Source organism: Pantoea sp. Mb-10 (genome assembly GCF_021272205.1).
GTDB lineage: Bacteria > Pseudomonadota > Gammaproteobacteria > Enterobacterales > Enterobacteriaceae > Pantoea.
The window spans coordinates 320,768-341,852 of record NZ_JAJSDX010000002.1; the positions used below are offsets into that span (position 1 = coordinate 320,768).

Annotated in this window: 15 protein-coding genes and 1 tRNA gene; 8 read left to right on the top strand and 8 right to left on the bottom strand. The window is 55.7% G+C overall.

All coding sequences use genetic code 11. The annotated features are described in order from the left end of the window. The first annotated feature begins 116 nt into the window (after positions 1-116). Together gyrA and rcsC are read left to right on the top strand one after the other, a co-directional pair. Positions 117-2,756 (top strand): DNA topoisomerase (ATP-hydrolyzing) subunit A, encoded by a 2,640-nt coding sequence (gyrA, locus tag LU196_RS04810; protein WP_232759521.1) that lies wholly within the window; start codon positions 117-119, stop codon positions 2,754-2,756. A 163-nt stretch (positions 2,757-2,919) separates the two neighbouring features. Further along, positions 2,920-5,769, top strand: coding sequence for a two-component system sensor histidine kinase RcsC (gene rcsC, locus LU196_RS04815; protein WP_232759522.1), 2,850 nt, complete (start codon positions 2,920-2,922; stop codon positions 5,767-5,769). Between the two features lie 45 nt (positions 5,770-5,814). Here rcsC and rcsB read toward each other — a convergent pair whose 3' ends face one another. The 3 genes from rcsB to LU196_RS04830 are packed head-to-tail and all read right to left on the bottom strand — an operon-like array spanning position 5,815 to position 10,302. Further along, positions 5,815-6,465 (bottom strand): response regulator transcription factor RcsB, encoded by a 651-nt coding sequence (rcsB, locus tag LU196_RS04820; protein WP_033791627.1) that lies wholly within the window; start codon positions 6,463-6,465, stop codon positions 5,815-5,817. A gap of 1 nt (position 6,466) precedes the next feature. After that, complete coding sequence (rcsD, locus tag LU196_RS04825) at positions 6,467-9,124, bottom strand: phosphotransferase RcsD (protein ID WP_232759759.1); 2,658 nt, start codon at positions 9,122-9,124, stop codon at positions 6,467-6,469. 23 nt (positions 9,125-9,147) lie between these two features. Further along, entirely contained in the window at positions 9,148-10,302 is a 1,155-nt protein-coding gene (locus tag LU196_RS04830) for an MFS transporter (RefSeq protein WP_232759523.1), read from the bottom strand. A gap of 841 nt (positions 10,303-11,143) precedes the next feature. On the opposite strand from LU196_RS04830, the gene ompC reads away from it, so the two are divergent. Continuing rightward, positions 11,144-12,268 (top strand): porin OmpC, encoded by a 1,125-nt coding sequence (gene ompC / locus LU196_RS04835; RefSeq protein WP_232759524.1) that lies wholly within the window; start codon positions 11,144-11,146, stop codon positions 12,266-12,268. 225 nt (positions 12,269-12,493) lie between these two features. On the opposite strand, the gene LU196_RS04840 is transcribed toward ompC, so the two are convergent. Continuing rightward, on the bottom strand, positions 12,494-12,649 hold the full coding sequence (locus LU196_RS04840; RefSeq protein ID WP_232759525.1) for a hypothetical protein: 156 nt from the start codon (positions 12,647-12,649) through the stop codon (positions 12,494-12,496). A 400-nt stretch (positions 12,650-13,049) separates the two neighbouring features. Between LU196_RS04840 and apbE the strand changes: the two genes are divergently transcribed. The 3 genes from apbE to LU196_RS04860 all read left to right on the top strand — a co-directional run bounded on the left by apbE (position 13,050) and on the right by LU196_RS04860 (position 16,478). Continuing rightward, the gene (apbE, locus tag LU196_RS04850) at positions 13,050-14,084 is read left to right on the top strand and encodes an FAD:protein FMN transferase ApbE (protein WP_232759527.1); all 1,035 of its coding nucleotides are present in this window, start codon (positions 13,050-13,052) and stop codon (positions 14,082-14,084) included. Between the two features lie 15 nt (positions 14,085-14,099). Further along, positions 14,100-14,741: a DNA oxidative demethylase AlkB gene (alkB, locus tag LU196_RS04855; RefSeq protein ID WP_232759528.1), complete on the top strand. Its 642-nt coding sequence runs from the start codon at positions 14,100-14,102 to the stop codon at positions 14,739-14,741. An 84-nt stretch (positions 14,742-14,825) separates the two neighbouring features. Further along, the gene (locus LU196_RS04860; RefSeq protein ID WP_232759529.1) at positions 14,826-16,478 is read left to right on the top strand and encodes a multidrug ABC transporter permease/ATP-binding protein; all 1,653 of its coding nucleotides are present in this window, start codon (positions 14,826-14,828) and stop codon (positions 16,476-16,478) included. Between the two features lie 168 nt (positions 16,479-16,646). On the opposite strand, the gene LU196_RS04865 is transcribed toward LU196_RS04860, so the two are convergent. Further along, positions 16,647-16,850, bottom strand: coding sequence for a hypothetical protein (locus LU196_RS04865; protein WP_232759530.1), 204 nt, complete (start codon positions 16,848-16,850; stop codon positions 16,647-16,649). A 268-nt stretch (positions 16,851-17,118) separates the two neighbouring features. On the opposite strand from LU196_RS04865, the gene LU196_RS04870 reads away from it, so the two are divergent. Beyond that, positions 17,119-17,628 carry a hypothetical protein gene (locus tag LU196_RS04870; RefSeq protein ID WP_232759531.1) on the top strand — a complete coding sequence of 170 codons (510 nt, stop codon included), beginning with the start codon at positions 17,119-17,121 and terminating at the stop codon, positions 17,626-17,628. Positions 17,629-17,674: 46 nt separating this feature from the next. On the opposite strand, the gene LU196_RS04875 is transcribed toward LU196_RS04870, so the two are convergent. The 3 genes from LU196_RS04875 to LU196_RS04885 all read right to left on the bottom strand — a co-directional run bounded on the left by LU196_RS04875 (position 17,675) and on the right by LU196_RS04885 (position 19,829). Then, positions 17,675-17,751 (bottom strand) — tRNA-Pro (locus LU196_RS04875). A gap of 72 nt (positions 17,752-17,823) precedes the next feature. Further along, complete coding sequence (yejM, locus tag LU196_RS04880; protein WP_232759532.1) at positions 17,824-19,578, bottom strand: LPS biosynthesis-modulating metalloenzyme YejM; 1,755 nt, start codon at positions 19,576-19,578, stop codon at positions 17,824-17,826. 23 nt (positions 19,579-19,601) lie between these two features. Beyond that, complete coding sequence (locus LU196_RS04885; protein ID WP_232759533.1) at positions 19,602-19,829, bottom strand: YejL family protein; 228 nt, start codon at positions 19,827-19,829, stop codon at positions 19,602-19,604. A gap of 158 nt (positions 19,830-19,987) precedes the next feature. On the opposite strand from LU196_RS04885, the gene yejK reads away from it, so the two are divergent. Next, the gene (yejK, locus tag LU196_RS04890) at positions 19,988-20,992 is read left to right on the top strand and encodes a nucleoid-associated protein YejK (protein WP_232759534.1); all 1,005 of its coding nucleotides are present in this window, start codon (positions 19,988-19,990) and stop codon (positions 20,990-20,992) included. Positions 20,993-21,085 lie beyond the last annotated feature (93 nt).

A 21,085-nucleotide genomic window follows, 5' to 3' on the forward strand; every position in this document is an offset into this window, starting at 1 on the left:
CTTTCAGCGCGAAGGAAAAGCGCCATTAAACCCCGCTTTACGTTCACCGCACGTAAGCGATGTGATATACTTTCGCACCTTTAAAAACCGGCATTAAGTAGAGGGATAGCGGCTCCATGAGCGACCTTGCGAGAGAAATTACACCGGTCAATATCGAAGAAGAGTTGAAGAACTCTTACCTCGATTACGCCATGTCGGTCATCGTTGGCCGAGCTTTACCTGATGTGCGTGATGGCCTGAAGCCGGTGCACCGCCGTGTGCTTTTCGCCATGAGCGAACTGGGTAACGACTGGAACAAACCTTATAAGAAATCCGCCCGTGTGGTCGGTGACGTGATCGGTAAATATCACCCGCACGGTGATTCTGCGGTTTACGAAAGTATCGTCCGTATGGCTCAGCCGTTCTCCCTGCGCTATATGCTGGTTGACGGTCAGGGTAACTTCGGTTCAGTGGACGGCGACTCCGCTGCCGCGATGCGTTATACCGAAGTGCGTATGGCGAAAATCTCCGCTGAACTGCTGGCCGATCTGGAAAAAGAGACGGTCGACTTCGTACCTAACTACGACGGCACCGAGCAGATTCCGGAAGTGCTGCCCACCAAAATTCCGAACCTGCTGGTAAACGGCGCGTCCGGTATTGCCGTCGGCATGGCCACGAACATTCCGCCGCACAACCTCACGGAAGTGATCAACGGCTGCCTGGCCTTTATCGACGATGAAAACATCACCGTTGAAGGTCTGATGGAACACATCACCGGTCCGGATTTCCCGACCGCGGCGTTTATCAACGGTCGCCGGGGTATTGAAGAAGCGTACCGCACCGGACGCGGCAAAATTTATATTCGCGCGCGCGGTGAGATCGAAACCGATGCGAAAACCGGTCGCGAAACCATCATCGTCAATGAAATTCCGTACCAGGTTAACAAAGCGCGCCTGATCGAGAAAATCGCCGAGCTGGTTAAAGAGAAGCGTATTGAAGGCATCAGCGGCCTGCGCGACGAATCGGATAAAGACGGTATGCGCATCGTGATTGAAGTCAAACGCGATGCGGTCGGTGAAGTGGTTCTCAACAATCTCTATTCATTGACCCAGCTGCAAATTTCCTTCGGCATTAACATGGTGGCGCTGCATCAGGGCCAGCCAAAGATCATGACGCTGAAGGAGATCATCGAGGCCTTCGTTCGTCACCGCCGCGAAGTGGTGACGCGTCGTACCATCTTTGAACTGCGCAAGGCGCGCGACCGCGCGCACATCCTTGAAGGTCTGGCCATTGCGCTGGCCAACATTGAGCCCATCATCGAACTGATTCGCCGCGCGCCAACGCCTGCGGAAGCGAAATCAGGCCTGCTGGCGCAGCCGTGGAATCTCGGCAACGTGGCAGCGATGCTGGAACGTGCTGGCGACGACGCTGCGCGTCCGGAGTGGCTGGAACCTGAGTTCGGTATTCGCGACGGTGCCTACTACCTGACCGAGCAGCAAGCACAGGCCATTTTGGATCTGCGCCTGCAGAAACTCACCGGGCTTGAGCACGAAAAGCTGCTGGACGAATACAAAGCGCTGCTTGAGCAGATTGCTGAACTGCTCCACATCTTGCAGAGCGCAGAGCGCCTGATGGAAGTGATCCGCGAAGAGCTGGAAGCGATGCGCGATCAGTTTGGCGATGCCCGCCGCACTGAAATCACCGCCAACAGCGCGGACATCAACATCGAAGACTTGATTAATCAAGAAGATGTGGTTGTCACGCTCTCCCATCAGGGCTACGTGAAATACCAGCCGCTTTCGGATTACGAAGCGCAGCGTCGCGGTGGCAAAGGCAAGTCTGCGGCGCGTATCAAAGAAGAAGACTTTATTGATCGCCTGCTGGTGGCCAATACCCACGATACGATCCTGTGCTTCTCTAGCCGTGGTCGTCTCTACTGGATGAAAGTCTATCAGCTGCCAGAAGCAAGCCGTGGGGCGCGTGGTCGTCCTATCGTCAACCTGCTGCCGCTGGAAGCCAACGAGCGTATTACCGCCATTCTTCCTGTGCGTGAATACACCGAAGGCTACAACATCTTCATGGCGACCGCTGACGGTACCGTGAAGAAAACCGCTCTGCAGGAGTTCAGCCGTCCGCGTAGCGCCGGCATCATCGCCATTAACCTGCGCGAAGATGATGAGCTGATTGGCGTCGCGTTGACCAACGGCAACGATGAAGCGATGCTGTTCTCCGCCGGCGGTAAAGTGGTGCGCTTCGCAGAGGGTGCCGTACGTGCAATGGGACGCTCGGCATCCGGCGTACGCGGCATTAAGCTGGCCGAAGGTGACAAAGTTGTGTCATTGATTGTGCCGCGTGAAGAGGGCGCGATCCTCACCGTGACGCAGAATGGCTACGGTAAGCGCACGTCCAACAGCGAATACCCGACCAAGTCACGTGCGACGCAAGGTGTCATCTCGATTAAAGTCACCGAACGCAACGGACCGGTAATCGGTGCGGTGCAGGTCGTGGATGGCGATCAGATCATGATGATCACCGACGCCGGTACGCTGGTGCGCACCCGCGTATCCGAAGTCAGCGTGGTGGGCCGTAACACCCAAGGCGTGATCCTGATTCGCACAGCCGAAGACGAGAACGTGGTGGGCTTGCAACGCGTAGCGGAGCCGGTTGAAGAAGAAGAGCTTGACGCCATCGACGGCAGCGTACCTGAAGGTGAAGATGAGATCGCACCGGAAGTGGACGCGGAAGATGACGCACCCGACGCAGACGAAGACGAGTAATCTGGCGCGGTAGCACAGCGGCAGGGCGGGCAACCGACCTGCCGTTTTTTTGTCTGAGTTTTAGGCCCAAACGGGCGCGCTGGCTGGCTTTTTTACCCTGATAAAGCTAGTGTATGAGAACGTTTTACACGTCCAATAACCCCATATCGCCTGTGAGTCTCCTTTGAAATATCTGGTCTCCTTTCGCACCACGCTTCGCATCTCGCGCTATCTTTTCCGTGCGCTGGCGCTGCTGCTTTGGACGGTGGGCGCGCTGTTAACCACCTTTTACATCATCAATGTGCTGCACCAGAAAGAGAACGGGGTGCGCCAGGAGTTCGCCACCAATTACGGGCAAACCGAGTGGTATGTGCGCCATTCTGCGGACATGATGCGCGAGCTCAAATACATCACCGAGAATCGCCTGAGCGGCGGCACGGGCATGGAGGTGCTGAATGCGTTTCCCGGCAGCAGAGAGACGTTGCCGCAGTTTACCCCGCTGTTTTCTGACGGTGATTGCACGGCGATGAGTTCCACCTGGCGTAACTCCCTCGAGGCGCTAAGCTATTTCATTAACTACTGGAAAAGCAACTTTGCTTCCGCTTATGAGCTGAACCGGGTGTTTTTTATCGGCGGCGAAAACCAGTGCCTCGCTGATTTTACCTTGGGCAACAACAATACCGTCGAACGTGAACGTAGCTTGAAAGCGCTGCGCGACCGCGTGCTCCACTACCGCAGCAGCAACGAAGAGCAGCGTCGTAACCCGATATACTGGATCACCGCCAGCGCCCAGCCCGGCGTCGGCACCTTCTACATGCTGATGCCGGTTTACGTCGCCAACAAGCTGCAGGCGCTGCTGGGTGTTGAGCAGAATATTCGTCTGGACGAGTTTATTCAGCCCGGCGGCTTACCGGTGGTGGCGACCCTGACGGATGAGAACTATCGCCCGCTGATCAGTTCGCGGCGCGGTGGGCCGGGCTTTTCGCTCGACGATCTGCCCGATGACAGTACCTGGTTCGGCTACCTGGACAGCTATCGCCAGCTGGTGCTAAAAAAGCCGCTGCCGCCGTCTAATCTCAATGTGGTGTGGTCGCTGTCCACCGATGTCCTGATGGACCAGCTAAAGCTGCTGCTGATCAATGCGCTGCTGCTGAATCTGCTTAGCGCCTTGGTGCTGTTTACGCTGGCGTGGTTCTTTGAACGCCGCATGTTCATGCCGGCCGAAGACAGCGCACACCGACTGGAAGAGCATGAGCAGTTCAACCGCAAGATCGTCGCCTCCGCGCCGGTGGGAATTTGTATTCTGCGGACCCGCGACGGCACCAACATCCTCAGTAACGAACTGGCGCATAACTACCTGACGCTGCTGACGCACGAAGATCGCCAGCGGCTTAATGAAATGATTGGCGGTCAGCAGGTTAACTTCGTTGACGTGCTGACCGGCAGTAATACCAACCTGCAGATCAGTTTTGTCCACTCGCGCTATCGCAACGAAAACGTCGCGATTTGCGTGCTGGTGGACGTGTCAGCGCGCGTGCGTATGGAGCAGTCGCTGCAGGAGATGGCGCATGCGGCCGAACAGGCAAGCCAGTCCAAATCCATGTTCCTGGCGACCGTGAGCCATGAATTGCGTACGCCGCTCTACGGCATTATCGGCAACCTTGACCTGCTGCAAACCAAAGCGCTACCCAAAGGAGTGGAGTCGCTGGTCACGGCAATGAATAACTCCTCCAGCCTGCTGCTGAAGATCATCAGCGATATTCTCGATTTTTCTAAAATCGAATCAGAGCAGCTGAAAATTGAGCCGCGGCCTTTCTCGCCACGCGAAGTCGTAAACCACATCGCCAGTAATTATCTGTCGCTGGTGCTGCGTAAACGGCTGACGCTTTACGTCCTGATGGAAAACGACGTGCCGTTGGCGATGGAGGGCGACCCCATGCGCTTGCAGCAGGTGATCTCCAACCTGCTTAACAACGCCATTAAGTTTACCCACACGGGATGCATTATTTTGCACGTGTATGTTAAAGAGGGGTATTTGGCCTTCCGCGTGCGTGATACCGGCGTGGGCATTCCAGCGAAAGAGGTGACGCGTCTGTTTGATCCTTTCTTCCAGGTCGGTTCCGGCGTGCAGCGTAACTTCCAGGGCACCGGTTTGGGCTTGGCGATATGCGAAAAACTCATCAACATGATGGACGGCGATATCGAGGTGGATTCAGAGCCGGGCATGGGCAGCCAATTTATTGTCCGCATCCCGATCTACGCGGGACAACAACCTGCGCCGCCGCTGCTGGATGGTCTGCAAGAGAAAGCCATCTGGCTGGATATGCGAAACGACTATCTCGGTAGCTTCTTGCTGCGGCTGCTGCAACAGCAGGGTATCCAGGTCGCGGATTACCAAGGCGAGGCGGCAGCCGATGACGTGATCATCAGTGACCATGAGGACGCGCTAGACCAGGCCGTGCGCGCGCACATTCTTATCAGCGGCGACCACATTGATATGCCGCAGGAACGCGCGCCGGGCCAGTGGGTACACTGCAGCGCGACGTTGCACGATCTGCCTCTGCTGCTGGGCCGTATCTATCGCCTGAACGTTGACAGCGAAACCAGCACGCCGCTGCCGCTGCCGGGCGCACGCGAAACAGAAAATTACGACGACATTATTGTGCTGATCGTGGATGACCATCCGATCAACCGTATGCTGTTGTCGGAACAGCTTGGCACGCTGGGCTATCAAACTAAAACGGCGCAGGACGGCGTAGATGCGCTTAACGTACTCAGCCGCAATCACATTGATATTGTGCTGAGTGACGTCAACATGCCGAACATGGATGGCTATCGCCTGACGCAGCGCTTGCGCCAGCTGGGACATGCTTTCCCGGTTATCGGGGTCACGGCCAACGCGTTGGCAGAAGAGAAACAGCGCTGCATGGATGCAGGCATGGACAATTGCCTGTCGAAGCCGGTGACGCTGGATGTGCTGAAAAGTACGTTGGCGCGCTACGCGGCGCAGGTAAGAAAAGGTCGGGAAGGGTAGGGAAGAGACGAATGAACGGGCGCAGCAGGTGCGCCCGTATGGGTATTAATCTTTGTCGACCTGCGTGGCGCTGACGGATGAAAGGTAGTTCAGCAGCGCGATATCGTTATCCACGCCCAGTTTCATCATGGCAGATTTCTTCTGGCTACTGATGGTCTTGATACTGCGGTTGAGCTTTTTGGCAATTTCCGTTACCAGGAAGCCTTCAGCGAACAAACGCAGCACTTCACTCTCTTTCGGCGACAGACGCTTGTCACCGTAGCCACCCGCGCTGATTTTTTCCAGCAGTTTGGCCACGCTTTCTGGCGTGTATTTTTTGCCTTTCTGCAAGGCGGCCAGCGCCTTAGGCAGATCGGTAGGAGCACCCTGTTTCAGCACAATCCCTTCGATATCGAGATCCAACACGGCGCTCAGGATCGCCGGGTTATTGTTCATGGTCAGAACGATAATCGACAGATCCGGATAATGGCGCTTGATGTATTTGATCAGGGTAATGCCATCGCCGTATTTTTCGCCCGGCATGGAGAGATCGGTAATCAGGACGTTAGCATCCAATTTGGATAAGCTATTGATCAATGCTGTCGAGTCTTCGAACTCGCCTACAACGTTAACCCATTCAATCTGTTCCAGTGACTTACGGATACCGAACAGAACAATTGGATGGTCATCGGCAATAATTACATTCAGGTTATTCATCTTATTGGTTACCTTGCTGCAGCAGTTGATTGACGTAAGCGTCAATTTCACTGGTGGTATTTTTAATCGTCAGATCATCACAGAGTTTAATCTGCTGTTCCAACTCTTCACAAAGCTGTTTACCTGGAACCAGATTTAGCATGGCGAATACGCCTTTCAGGCGATGCGCTGTCTGAGCAAGCGAGGCGTAGTCCTTCTCCGCCGACTCAGTATACAGTCTCTTCACATCAGGCGGTACTGTCTCGGTAAACAGCTGAAAATAGCCTCCGCTCAGCAGTGGAGTCTCAGCCTCTTCTTCGCGGCTCTCCTCCAGCAAATCATGAGACAGTTGCTTTTCAATCAGTCCCAGTAATGCATCAAGTAGCGCACTACTGAGATTGAAATTCACGCGGTACTGCTGCTCGTTCAGAGCGTGGTACCCCATTTCGTCACCGGCGAGCAACAGTGCCCAGCCCGTGAGACGACCGGGATCGTCGGTCACCAGCACATCGTGTTCTTGTCCAGACAAGCGTTCGTCAGACGTGAGGCACTTCGCGCCCCAGTTTTCCAGATGGCGGCAAACGATCTTGTGCACATCTTCCACCGCGATATCCACCAGCGCGGTGACGCCTTCCAGGAGTTTTTCTTCCTGTTCGCTTTGCTGCTCAAGCGTCAGCGGCAGTTGGATATGATAGCGCGTGCCGATCTCCGGTCTCGCGGTGATATCCAGCTGGCCGCCCATCTGCTTGCAAAGCTGCTTGCACAGGAATAAAGCCATGCCAGAAGCCTGACCATAGCGATCTTGGGTCGTTTCACCTAAATACGGGAAATCGACGTTTGCCAGCTCATCCACGCTCAAACCTGAACCCGTATCGACCAATTGCAGCAGGACGGTGTCCGGTTTGGTTTCGTGCGCGTTGACTTCCAGCGTAATTTTACCCCAGCGCGTGGTGGTCAAAGCATAGTGCATAAGCGTGGTAAGCACCTTGCGCAGCGCACGACGATCGCCAAAACGCATCTCGTCGTTGGCCAGATGATTATTCATTACCAGCGCCAGCCCCTTACGGCGCAGCAGCGGCAGCGTCTCCAGCGCGATCTCATCCAGCAGTTCTTGCAGGCTAAACACGCTCGCATCTGGCGACCAGTCGTGGGCTTCGAGGCGATTCAGCAGCACGATATCGTCCACCAGCCGCGCCAGCCCCTGGCTCTCATCCAGCAGATCCAGCACGCTCTCATCCTCGGTGTGCTGACTGAGCTGCACCAGCTGCGCCACCATGCTTTCCAGCGGCTTATTCAGCGCGTGGCCGAGATTGTGCATAAGCTGCTGGCGCATTTGATGGTTGCGATCCAGCACCTGCTGCGCTTTTTGCAGCTTTTTGTTCACCAGCAGCTCGCGATCTTGATCGCGCATCATAAACAGCTGGGTATGTGGCGACAGCATGCTGCGTGCGTGGCGAATTTCGTAGACTTCATTGTTAATGGTGGCCTGCAGTACGCCCTGGTGCTGATCGGACATATTGATGATTTTCTGCAGGTTAAGATGGGGCAACAAATGCTCGGCAATCTTGTTGCTTAACAACGTACGGTTAGTGGCGAAATCATACACCAGCAGGCCCACAGGCAGGCTGGCAACAATCTCTTCGTTGAGCATCCGCAGCGAATCAAGCTCGGCGCTCTGGTTTTCATTTGGCCGCAGCGACTGCTGCCGCAGCAGCGTGATGCCCGCCAGCGACAGCAGCACCAGCGCCACATAAATCAACAGCGGCCACAACAGATTGTGCAGCGTATCCACAGCCAACACCGTCAGTGGGATGCGGTACACCAGCTGCAGCGACGTGCTGGGTAAGGTCGCGGCGATTTCCAGGTTAGGATTCACCAGCGACACATGGGTGGATTCGCTGGTGGTATCGTCGCTGGTGCCCGAGGTCGTCGTGCCGGTCTCCTGGCGCAGCTGGAAGTTCTCCAGCGGCATATTGCGGGGGATCAGGTCGTTAACCGGCAGGTCAAACGCCACCACGGTGGCCAGGTGGCCGGGCTGATTGAAGGTGGTGCGCAGGGTGAAGTAGTGGTCGTTTTGCCAGCTAAAGTGGCGTAGCGGCGAGAAGCTTTCGCGCTCATCCAAGGCATTAGCCTGCTGCAGCATCTCTGCACGGCGGCTGTCCACCAGCGAGGTGATTGCGCTCTCTTTGTAACGCGTGGCCATATCTTTCAGCGGCAGCGTGGAGATCATGATCAGGCTGTTGTCCTGCCCATTCAGAAAATACATCGACCACGTGGGGTTCTCGGCGCCCCAGAGCGTGTCGAGGTAATTTGACATACGCATCGACATGTCCAGCGTGCTGCCATCGTGCGAGCCAAAAATCAGCGCTTCGGTCTTACGCCGGGTTTTTTCCAGATAGTAAACATCGGGGCGCAGACGTGTTTCCTGAAGGTTGCTGTTGGGCGTGGAGCCTACGGCGCTGGTGGCGAGGTTTTCATAAATTTGCCACGTGGCGAAACGATAGGCATCAATGCGCTTTTGCATGGCCCGTGCGAGATCGCTCATCGCATAACGCTTATCGGTCAACCGGGCATTGATGCTGTTATGCACCATGGCACCCAGCGCAAGAAACAGGACCAGGTTAAACACCACAAAAAAGCGGGTAACGTTGCCGGACGTTAACGGAAATTTGTAAGGCAGCATATTGTTTCAGGATCCTGCAATTATCGCGTTACCAGACGGGCGCTGGCGGCAACGGCCAGCAGCAGCAAGGCGATAAGTAAAAATGCGCCGCTCAGGCTGAGCCACTGGGAAATCAATCCGATCAAAGCCGGGCCTGAAAGAATACCTGCATAGCCCAGCGTTGTCATGGCGGAAATCGCCAGATTTGCGGGCATTTCACGCTGGTTTCCGGCGGCGTTGAACAGCATGGGCACCGTGTTGGCCAAACCGAAACCCACCAACAGGAAAGCCAGCAGCGCCACTTGCGGCCACGGCAGCAAAACGGCAAGCGTCATTCCGGCGGCAGCGGTCAGGGCACCCGTGAGCATCACCGGATAGCGTCCAAAGCGTTGGATCACGCGGTCGCCCGTCAGGCGGCCCAGCGTCATCGCCACCGAGAAAATGGCATAACCCAGACCGGCGTGCGCCACGCTGATTTGTTGGCTCTGCAATAACAGCAGGGCGCTCCAGTCAAGCACGGCACCTTCGGCCAGAAACAGGATAAAGCAGAGCAGGCCAAGAAAGGCGACCCAACCGCGCGGCACCACCAGCCACGGCTGATCGGGTTGATCCAGACGTTCGGTCATTAGCGTGGGCAGACTTAGCATTAACAAGATAGCGATCAGGAGCATCACCAGCCCCACGGCCTGTAATGGCGTCAAGCCGACGCTTAATAGCAGGCTGATAGAGCCAGCCCCCAGAATGCCGCCCAGGCTAAAGAAGCCGTGGAAGCCTGACATCATGGGGGTGCGCGCCGCTTTTTCCACCTCAACCGCCTGGACGTTCATCGCCACATCAACCATGCCAAGGCCAGCGCCGAAAACGCCGAGCGTCAGGGCCATCAGCCAGACGGTATCGACAAAGGTTAATAGCGGCAGCATGGCCAGCACCACCACGCTGGCGCACAGGATCACCTGGCGGCAGCCGAATCGAGCAATCAGCGCGCCGGTCACCGGCATAGCCACCAGTGAACCCATGCCGAGGCAAAGCAGCAGGCCGCCAAGTGACGCTCCGCTTAGCGCCAGGCGCTCGCTGGCATAGGGCACCAGCGGTGCCCATGCTGACATGCTCAATCCAGCAATCAAAAATACAAGGCGCGTGCCGGCGTGGACACGGGGATGAAGAGCGTTACGCTGTGCGGCGTCCAGTGATGTCATAAAGGGGTTTTCATTAACCAGTAAAGCCAGGAAGTTTAGCATTAAAACGAACACATACGCGGCATCTCATCGTCGCGCGCGTCGCACATGGCACATTCACTACGCGGCATATTACCGATGTTTTTAGCACCGTGGCATTTTTCCAGAACTTTCCTGGGCTGCCTCAGCGTCTGTGGCAGTGTGGTTTGAACAGGCATTGCCAGCCGCAATAAGAGGAGCAGGGCAAGAAAATGGTGCAATGAAAGAAAGAAAAGCGTGGTGTAAGAACCTTTTACTTTGTTTAGCGCATAAATTAACCCGCTTGAGGGAAGTATAATGTGCGCATTAAACCGAAGGCGTAAACCCAGAGCGAGTCGTCTAAGTGGATGTTAATTTTTCTGTGAGTACAGGTGCGGTACACGTTATTAAGCGAAGCAGGGAGAATGAGCAAAAAAAAGCCGGACACAAGGTCCGGCAGGAATCAGGGTAATTGAATCATTCGGGGTGAATGAAGGTAATAATGAAATAAATGATGATAGCGGGAGTAATTGTAGGCGCTCGAAGTCCAGAAGTTTTATCATTCAGTGCGGCATGGGTGTTTTTGTAAATCAATGATTCTTATGATTTTAAATTTCACTTGTCATTCTGTGCGATTATTTTTAATCAATCGTGCTGCTGAGAAGTTCCGCGTAATTTACAAATTGAAATACATATTAAAGACAAAGAGACACTTTTGGAAATTTAGTATCATTTTCACAATAGATTATTGCCTCGTATAAATTAACAATGGCGTGCCGGCTGAATTTTATCCATTCGGTTCGCAGTGGCATATATAAAAGGCACATTTTACGAGGGCAATAAAATGAAACGTCGCGTTCTCTCCCTACTGGTTCCTGCTGTGTTGGCGGCGGGGTCAGCCAGCGCAGCTGAAATCTATAACAAAGACGGGAATAAATTAGACCTTTACGGCAAAGTTGATGGGTTGCATTACTTCTCTGACAACGATGATTCAGATGGCGATCAATCTTATCTGCGTTTCGGCTTTAAGGGCGAAACGCAAATCGCTGACCAGCTTACCGGCTACGGCCAGTGGGAGTATCAGGCTGCGCTGAATACCGCTGAGAGCGAAGGCACCAAAAATAGCTATACCCGCGTGGGCTTTGCGGGGCTGCGCTTCGGTGATGCCGGCTCCTTTGATTACGGCCGTAACTATGGCGTGGCCTATGATATTGGCGCGTGGACCGATGTGCTGCCCGAATTTGGTGGTGATACCTACGGCGCGGACAATTACATGTTCCAGCGCGGCAATGGCATGGCGACCTATCGCAACACCAATTTCTTTGGGCTGGTGGATGGCTGGAACTTTGCCGTGCAGTATCAGGGCAAAAATGATAATCCGACGGAAGCAATCGGTTCCGGTCGCGACGTGCTGGGTGAGAACGGCGATGGCTGGGGCCTGAGCACCACTTATGACCTCGGTGCGGGCTTTGGCATTGGTGCGGCGACGTTCCAATCCGATCGCACCAACAACCAGAATGGCAACAATCCGCGTACCGCGACGATTCTTGGCCGCGGTGACAAAGCGCAGGCGTATACCGGTGGCCTGAAATACGATGCGAACGACGTCTACCTTGCCGCCATGTACACCCGCTCTTACAACGCCACCCGCTTTGGCGACAGTACCAGCAGCGATGGCGTATACGGTTTTGCCGATACCGCGGACAACTGGGAGCTGGTGGCGCAGTATCAGTTCGACTTTGGGCTGCGTCCGTCACTGGCGTTTGTGTCATCACGCGGCAACGTACAAGGCTTTGGCGACCAGAATTTGAAAAAATACGTGGATGTCGGCGCGACGTACTACTTCAACAAAAATATGTCGACCTACGTCGATTATCAAATCAACCTGTTGGATGATAATACTTTCACGGATGCCGCTGGAATCAATACCGATGATGTCGTGGCGCTGGGCCTGGTTTACCAGTTCTGATGCGCGGTTGCGTGGCCTGCGGGCCACGCTGTGCCGCCGTTGATGCCTCAAAGCCCATGCTTTCCCGGGTTCTGACTCACGGTGCGGGCCGCGTTCAGCCCGCAAGAGCTTTAGAAGCAAGCGATACTCCTACCGCTGTTCGATTATCACACGGCATATCAACAGTACCAATGCGAGAAGGCGCCCGGACGCGCATCCGGGCCTGTGCGAGCAGTGAGCGTTAGCTTAATGTATTTTGCGCCGCCGCAGGCGCGCTTCATCAGTTTGCGCCGCGTGATTCAGTGCGGTGGCGCTGCCTTCCATCGCGACGCCTGCCAACGTAAAGGCAGAAAAATTGAGCCAATCCCGCCAGCGGGTACGTGCCGTTTTTTCCTTTTCCATACTGCATCTCGCTTGTTGTTCAACACAGCTTCAACAATGCAGGATTCATGCCAGTACACCGCTCGCAGCGCCACATGCGCCGCGGCCGCTTTGTTACACTCTTACCGCCCTGGCACAGTGCAGGGCGTAGCCCTTTTGGTGCGACGCTCAGCGGCGACGTGATGGGTAATGCTGGATCAGGCGATGGCGGTAACGCTGCCAGCTGCGAAACGATCCATAAATGAACAATACGGCGGAAACGGCAACAATCATAAATAGCATCTGTCTCTCCTTTCATGAGGGGGGCAGTAATGGACCATCCTGAGAGATCGTGTTCGTGACTTCAACCAGATTTAGCCTGGTTTACATGCTATTTGTGCTTTGAAACATCGGGAATAAGTGTGTTACAGAGGGTTGATGGATGAAAATTAAGCGGATTCTGCTGGTCATTGGTGTGGGTTTCTTACTCAGCAGCTGCGATAAACCTGATGCGCCGCGCACGCTGGTGCTGGAAGGGAAAACCATGGGCACCGTGTGGCGTGTCAGTTTGGCGGGGGTTGACGTGACGCGCAAGCCTGCGTTACAGCGGCTGATTCAACAGCAGCTGGATGAAGATGACCACCAGCTCTCCACGTGGAAAAAGGATTCTGTGCTGTCGCAGTTCAATGCCTATCAGGGCACAGCCCCCCAGCCGGTGAGTGCGGATATGGCGGATATTGTGACCGCAGCGCTGCGCATCGGCGCCAAAACCGACGGTGCCATGGATATTACCGTCGGCCCGCTGGTGAACCTGTGGGGATTTGGCCCCGGTAAACCACCTGCCCATACGCCGGACACGCGCGCGATTGCCGCGGCAAAGGCGCAAACCGGCCTGCAGCATCTGCGCGTGCTGCAGGGCGTTGATGGGCAGTGGCTGCAAAAAGATTTACCGAGCTTGTACGTCGATCTTTCAACCATGGGCGAGGGCTATGCAACCGATCATCTCGCACGACTGATGGAACAGCAGGGCATCACCCGCTATTTGGTCTCGGTCGGCGGCGCGGTCCTGAGCCGCGGGCGTAACGCTGACGATCAGCCGTGGCGCGTGGCTATTCAGAAGCCCACCGATCGTGAAAACGCGGTGGAAGCGCGGGTGGATTTACAGGGGCACGGCATCAGCACCTCCGGCAGCTATCGCAACTACTATGAATTAGATGGCAAACGTATCTCGCACGTCATTGACCCGGCAACCGGACGGCCCATTACGCACAAGCTGGTCTCGGCGACGGTGATCGCCACCACCGCGCTGGAAGCCGACGGCTGGGACACGGGACTGATGGTACTGGGCCGTGAGCGCGCCGAGAAACTGGCGTTAAAAGAACATCTGGCGGTGTATTTGATCAGTAAAGAGGGCGACGGATTCAGCCACTGGATGTCGCCGCAGTTTGCCTCTTTTCTGATCGATAAAACCCACTAACCTACGGAGGCGCAGATGCTGGATTTATTTGGTGATGAGGCACCGTGGCAAGAGCCGCTCGCGGAAGGGGCGGTCATTTTACGCCGCCGCGCCCGCGAGGAGGCCTGCGCGCTGCTGGCGGCCATTGAAGCGATTGCGGCGCAAAACCCGTTTGTACACCGCATCACGCCGGGCGGCTATCGCATGTCGGTGGCGATGACCAACTGCGGCGACGTGGGCTGGTCTACCGACGCGCGCGGCTACCAGTACAGCGAACGAGACAATGCCAACGGACAGAAATGGCCACCGATGCCCGACCTGTTTCGCGCGCTCGCCCTGCAAAGCGCGCGGGAGGCGGGGTTTCCTGACTTCAATCCTGATGCCTGTCTGATCAACCGCTATGAGCCCGGTGCCAAGCTGTCACTGCATCAGGATAAAGACGAGAAGGATCTGCGGCAGCCGATTGTGTCCGTGTCGCTGGGACTGCCCGCCGTTTTTCAGTTTGGCGGCTTCGAACGCGGCGAAGCGACGCAGCGCGTGCTGTTGGAGCACGGCGATATCGTGGTATGGGGCGGACCGTCACGCCTGCGCTACCACGGCATTTTACCGTTAAAAGCAGGCGTCCACCCGGACGCCGGGCCCTATCGCTTTAATTTAACCTTCCGCCGTGCGCGCTAGCGTTACTGAAATGAGAATTATTCTTGCTATCATCCGGTGCGTCATTAAACTGCAGGCTGCTTGATTGACCACCGGAATGTCTTCATGGCTTTACTGCACGTTGTTTTTCGCCAGTACCGCTGGCCGTTTATTGGCGTTATCCTGCTGACTCTGTTAAGCGCCGTCTTGGGCATTGGCCTGATTGCCTGGATTAATACCCGCCTGATCGTTGCGGTGGATACCGGCTTTTCCGTCCTGCCCAGTTTCCTCGGGCAATTGATTCTGCTGATGGCCGTCACGCTGGGTTCACAGCTGGCCTTAACGCAGCTTGGGCACCACTTTGTTTGGCGCCTGCGCGGCGAATTCATTAAGCGCATCCTCGATACTCGCCTTGAACGCATTGAGCAGATCGGCAGCGCGCAGCTGCTGGCGGGACTCACCAGCGATGTGCGGGCGATAACGCTGGCGTTTGTGCGCCTGCCAGAATTGATTCAGGGCATCATTATTACGCTGGGTTCCGCGCTATATCTGGCGTGGCTGTCACCGAAAATGCTGCTGATTACGCTGCTGTGGCTGGCGGTGACGCTGGTGGGCGGCTGGCTATTGGTGTCGCGCGTGTATCAGCATATGGCGAAGCTGCGCGACATAGAAGATGATCTCTACCGGGATTTCCAAACCATTATCGACGGGCGCAAAGAACTTCGACTCAATCGTGAGCGGGCGCAGCTGATTTACGACAGCGTTTATCAGGTAGATGCTACACGCTATCGCCACCATATTGTGCGTGCCGATACGTTCCATCTGAGCGCAGTGAACTGGTCAAACATCATGATGCTCGGTGCCATAGGTATGGTGTTTTACATGGCGAACGGCTTGGGCTGGGCTAACACCGCCGTGGCCGCGACCTATTCACTGACGCTGCTGTTTTTGCGCACGCCGCTGCTGGCGGCGGTGGGTGCGCTGCCCACCTTACTGAGCGCGCAGGTGGCGTTTCGCAAAATCCATCTTTTTGACCTCGAACCCTATCGGCGTGATTTCGCTGCGCCCGCGCCCGCCAAGACCTGGCAAACGCTGGAGCTGCGTGATGTCTGCTTTCACTACGGCGAGCAGGGCTTTCACATCGGGCCGATCACGCTGACGCTACGCCGCGGCGAGCTGGTGTTTTTGATTGGCGGCAACGGTAGCGGGAAATCCACGCTGGCGATGCTGCTAACCGGCCTTTATCAGCCTACCGGCGGTACGGTGCTGCTGGATGGGCAAGCCGTTGACTGGCGCAACATCGACAGCTATCGCCAGCACTTCTCGGCGGTGTTCACCGATGTTCACCTGTTTGATCGTTTAATTACCCAGGGCGCGCAGCCAGCCGATCCGGCGCTGGTTGAGCAGTGGCTGAAACGGCTTAAGATGCAAAACAAGCTGCAGCTAAAGGGGAATCAGGTGCGCGACCTGCATTTGTCGAAAGGACAAAGCAAACGGCTCGCGCTGCTGCTGGCGGTGGCAGAGGAGCGTGACATTCTACTGCTGGACGAATGGGCTGCCGATCAGGATCCGCATTTCCGCCGTATTTTTTACCGGGAACTGCTGCCGTGGCTGCAGGCTGCGGGAAAAACCGTGTTTGCCATCAGTCATGACGATCATTACTTTGCCCATGCTGATCGCCTGTTAGAAATGCGCGATGGGCGGCTGGTTGAACTGGTTGGTCATGAACGTGACCTGGCGACGTTAGATGCGGTACAGCGCACCGATACCGGCCAGTGAACATCAGGTAAAACGGTGCGTAATGCGTATTGAGTTTTAAGGCTGCGGACCAATAAAGAAAGGGGCGAGCAGGGCGAAAAGCAGGAGCAAACGGAAAATAGCGCATCGCGGCTGACGGTTAACGCACCGTGTTACCCGCCAGCCGCGCGAGGGACAAGCCAACGTCGCTTAATGGTTGGGTGGAATAGCCATACCTTTAATTTGTACTACGAAATGCTGATGCCCTTTAGTAATGCGCGCACCGCGGTCGCACCAACGTGACGCCAGGCGGAAGAAGTCGTCGCTATCGATATCATAAGCCAGTTCGACCTTGCTGATGCCAGAATGCAGAAGCTCTTCCGCGTCCTGTAGGTTTTTTGCTTTGATAACCATAATCGTTGTCCATCTCAAACAGGGGAGACCAGAGTAAAACGATTGTGTGACGTTTTTGTTTCAGTTTGATGAAGTCCTGAGAAAAGCGCATGAAAACGTGATCGCGATCATCATGGATTGCTTGAAATAACCGTTTGATTATATGCATAAATAATAACGCATCGCGATCGGCCTGCTGGCGGTGGCGGCGGCTCGCGCTGCCATAAAGCTGTCACCCTTTACCGCTACGCTGACGCCACCTGAGACGACGTTTATGGGGAGTATGAATATGCATACCGGTTCAAGCCTCTTACTGGCCATGGCTATGAGCACGACCGCCGTACAGGCGGCGGATCTTTCTTTTCTCAATCCGCAGGGCAACATCGAGATGCAGCCCGGAAAGCTGCTGTTTTTGCATAAACTGCACTACCGCAAACTCTATGAGGAGAAGCCCTTTCCCGATGCGGTGATCTATTACTACAGCAACGGGGTGTATAAGATATTGTCGCAGGGAGAGAACCACTACGGCCTGTATGTGCAGCAGGGCAGTATCAAAGATCAAACCTACACCATTCGCTACATTTCGGCACCGTCACAGGATTGGGGCGGGAAAACCGCGTTTCACCAATTAACCTATGTGAATGGCGCGCAGGCGTCCCTGTTCCTGCAGAACGCCATCACCGATACCGGTGAACAGATCGCGCAGCAAAACGGCGAGTTTATTCTGCAGGAAGAGGGGCTGGATGCGGTCGATAATGGTCGCTGGGACGACAACATGAAAATCGCCCCCAAGAAATAGGCAATAAAAAAGCAGCCTTGGGAGGCTGCTTTTTTTTGGGATTATTTGGTCGGCACGAGAGGATTTGAACCTCCGACCCCTGACACCCCATGACAGTGCGCTACCAGGCTGCGCTACGTGCCGATCGTGGAGAAGTAGTCTACTGACTTCGCGCGCATTTGCAAGATGCAGACGCGCTAACTGCCTTATATTTAATCAGTTAGCGATAAATCGTTTCTCTTCCGTTAACACCTGCAACAGCAGCGCCAGCTCCGGTTTGTGATCCTTGAGCTTATTCCCTTCGGCATCATAGGCGCTGTAGCTGCCGTTATTATTCAGCACCAGGGTGACGTTAGGCGTGGTCACGACCAGTTTGCCGTCTTCGCTGCTGGCCACCCAATTGTGCTGACGCGGGGCGGCAAACAAGTCCTGGCCCTGCGAATAGTCGCCGGGATTATTACGCACATGCAGCAAGCGCTGCATCAGCGTCGTCATCACATCCTGCTGATCGGTCAGGGTGTTGATGGTTTGGGCTGGCGTATTTGGCCAGTGCACCACCAGCGGCACCTGAAGCGTCGCACGATTGCCCGGGTTGTCCTCTTTGTCGTCCAGGGCCTGCGCCCGCTGCGCCGTGATCACAACCACAGTGTTTTTGAGCAAGTCGCGCTGCTGAAGCGTTTGCAGCACGGCGGCAATCTGCTGATCGACACCCGCCGCCTGCCGCAGATAGCTACGCTGACGCGCTTTCACGTTATCGCCTTTGGTATCGATGCCGTTGAGCGCTATCCACGAGAACCACGGCGCACGGTTATCTTGCTGGCCCTTGAGCCAGCTTTGCCACTGGCTCACGGTGGTGCTGTCGGGCTGTCCGTTTGCTTCCGGCAGCGTGTAGTCGGCGAGTAGCGCCTGGCGGTACAGCGGTTGGCTGAAACCGTCAGAAGAGAAGAGACCGAACTGATAGCCCTGATGGTTCAACGCCGACAGCAGCGCCGAGGGCATGCGCATGGCCAGGACGCCATCCATGTAGCTCGACGAAATGCCGTAAAATAGGCCAAACAGCCCTTTATCCGGCTGGATACCCGCGCTGTAATGCTGGGTAAAACGCACGTTCTCACTGGCAAACTGATTCAGCGTCGGCAAGGCTTTGCTCAGCGTGGCATTGTTCAGGCTCTCTACCGTGAGCACCAGCAGATTGTGACGCGAACCCGCATCGCGGAACGTGATATCGCTAAGTGGATATTGCACAGACAGCGCTTCCGGATCGCCCTGCTGCACCAGCCTGCGCTGGTAAGCCTGCGCGTCCAGCAGTCCGTGACGTTCAAGGAAACGGCGTGCCGTCATGGGATAAGAGAGCGGCAGGTTAGCGCGCTGCATCGTAATAGGACGATAGAAATTGGCATCGGCCCAGATGTACAACAGGTGGCTGGCAAAGAAAGCGGTAATGAACAGTGCCGCCAGCGGCTTACCAAAGCTGCGGCGGTTCAGACTGCGCAGTTTCTGCCAGCTCCAGGTGGCAAACAGCATCTCCACCAGGAAAATCAGCGGCACGCTGATAAACATAAGCTGCCAGTCGCGCGCCATCTCGCTCTGGTCGGGATTGATCACCAGCTCCCACACCACCGGATTCAGGTGCAGGTGGAAGCGATTGAACACTGCGCTGTCGACCATGATCAGCGTTAATCCCGCCGTCGCGACCATCGCGGACAGCACCCTCAGCAGGCGCTGCGACATCACCACAAAGGTAAGCGGGAAAACGATCAGCAGATACGCGGCGAACACAATAAAGCTGAAGTGGCCAATCCAGCTGGTATAAGCATAAATGCGGCCCGCAAGGGACGCGGGCCAGTCGGCAACAAACAGATAGCGACTGCCCAATATCAGCGCGAACAGGATATTAAACAGGGCGAACCAATGCCCCCAGCTGATCATCTGGGAGACTTTTTCACGGTAGCGCTGCCGGTTGGTTACCATATTTATAAGGTCAAATGTGCAATTTAATGGGCGTTGTCATCGCGCACGGAAGACTGCAGCGCGTCCGCGAAAGAGCGTGCCAGGCTACGGCGCTGGGCCGGAGAGACACTGGTATTGATCAAATTAGTGACCATGTTTCCCAACACCATCAGGGAAAGATCGGTAGGCGCTTTGTCTTTTTCAAGAACCTGCGCCAGCTGTGCGAGCAGCTGTTCAACGCGCTCGTCGCTGTAACGGGATGATTGTGGCATATCGTCGATTAATCAAGTGTGAAAGGGCGACATAGTACCGTAACAACGCCCTTTTTTCCGCACTTTTATCGCAAGCAAAGCGATCCCTTTGTGCGCGGAGTTGAAAGCGGCGTCGGGCGGTGTTTGAATACGCGCCTGAGCCCAAAGGAGAGTTTACCATGAGTCTGGATATCGACCAGATTGCCCTGCATCAGTTAGTGAAACGTGATGAGAATCAGCTGGAGCTGGTGTTACGCGATACGTTGCTGCCCACGACGCGGGCGGTCGAAGAGATGGCCGAAGAGCTGCACCGCGTCTATAGCGCCAAAAGCAAAGCGTACGGACTGTTCAACGAAGGAAGCGAACTGGCCGAGGCGTTGCGCCAATGCCGTCAGGGTCAAGATGACTTTCTGGCTTTCAGCCGCGCCGCCACCGGACGCCTGCGCGACGAACTGAGCAAGTACCCGTTTGCCGAAGGCGGCGTGGTGCTTTTCCTGCATTACCGCTATTTGGCGGTGGAGTATCTGTTGGTGGCCGTGCTGAACAGCCAGTCCAGCATGCGCGTCAACGAGCAGTTGGATATCAGCAGCACGCACTATCTCGACATTAACCACGCCGATATTGTGGCGCGCATCGATCTCACCGAATGGGAAACCCAGCCGGAGTCTACTCGTTATCTCACCTTCCTGCGCGGTCGCGTAGGGCGCAAGGTGGCGGATTTTTTCATGGATTTCCTTGGCGCCAGCGTGGGATTGGACACCAAAGCGCAGAACCGTGGATTGCTGCAGGCCGTGGACGACTACTGTGCGGAATCCAATCTGGATAAAACAGAACGGCAAAACTATCGCCAGCAAGTGTATAGCTACTGCAACGAACAGCTGCAGGCCGGTGAGGAGATAGCGCTGCAGGATCTGTCCAGCGAACTGCCGCCGCTGGGGGAGAAAACCTTCCAGGCTTTTACCGAAGAGCAAGGCTATGCGCTTGAGGAGCACTTCCCTGCGGATCGCAGCACGCTGCGCCAGCTCACCAAATTTGCCGGTAGCGGCGGGGGCTTAACGCTGAACTTTGACGCGATGCTGCTGGGAGAACGTATTTTTTGGGACCCGACAACGGACACCTTAACCATCAAAGGTACACCGCCGAATCTGCGCGACCAGTTACAGCGCCGCACCGGCGGTCAGTGAATCCGCGCACCCGGCGGGTCGTTTCCCCGTCGGGCAAGCTGACAGAAAGCCATAAAAAAACGCCGCAAGTGCGGCGTTTTTTTTATCAACTCG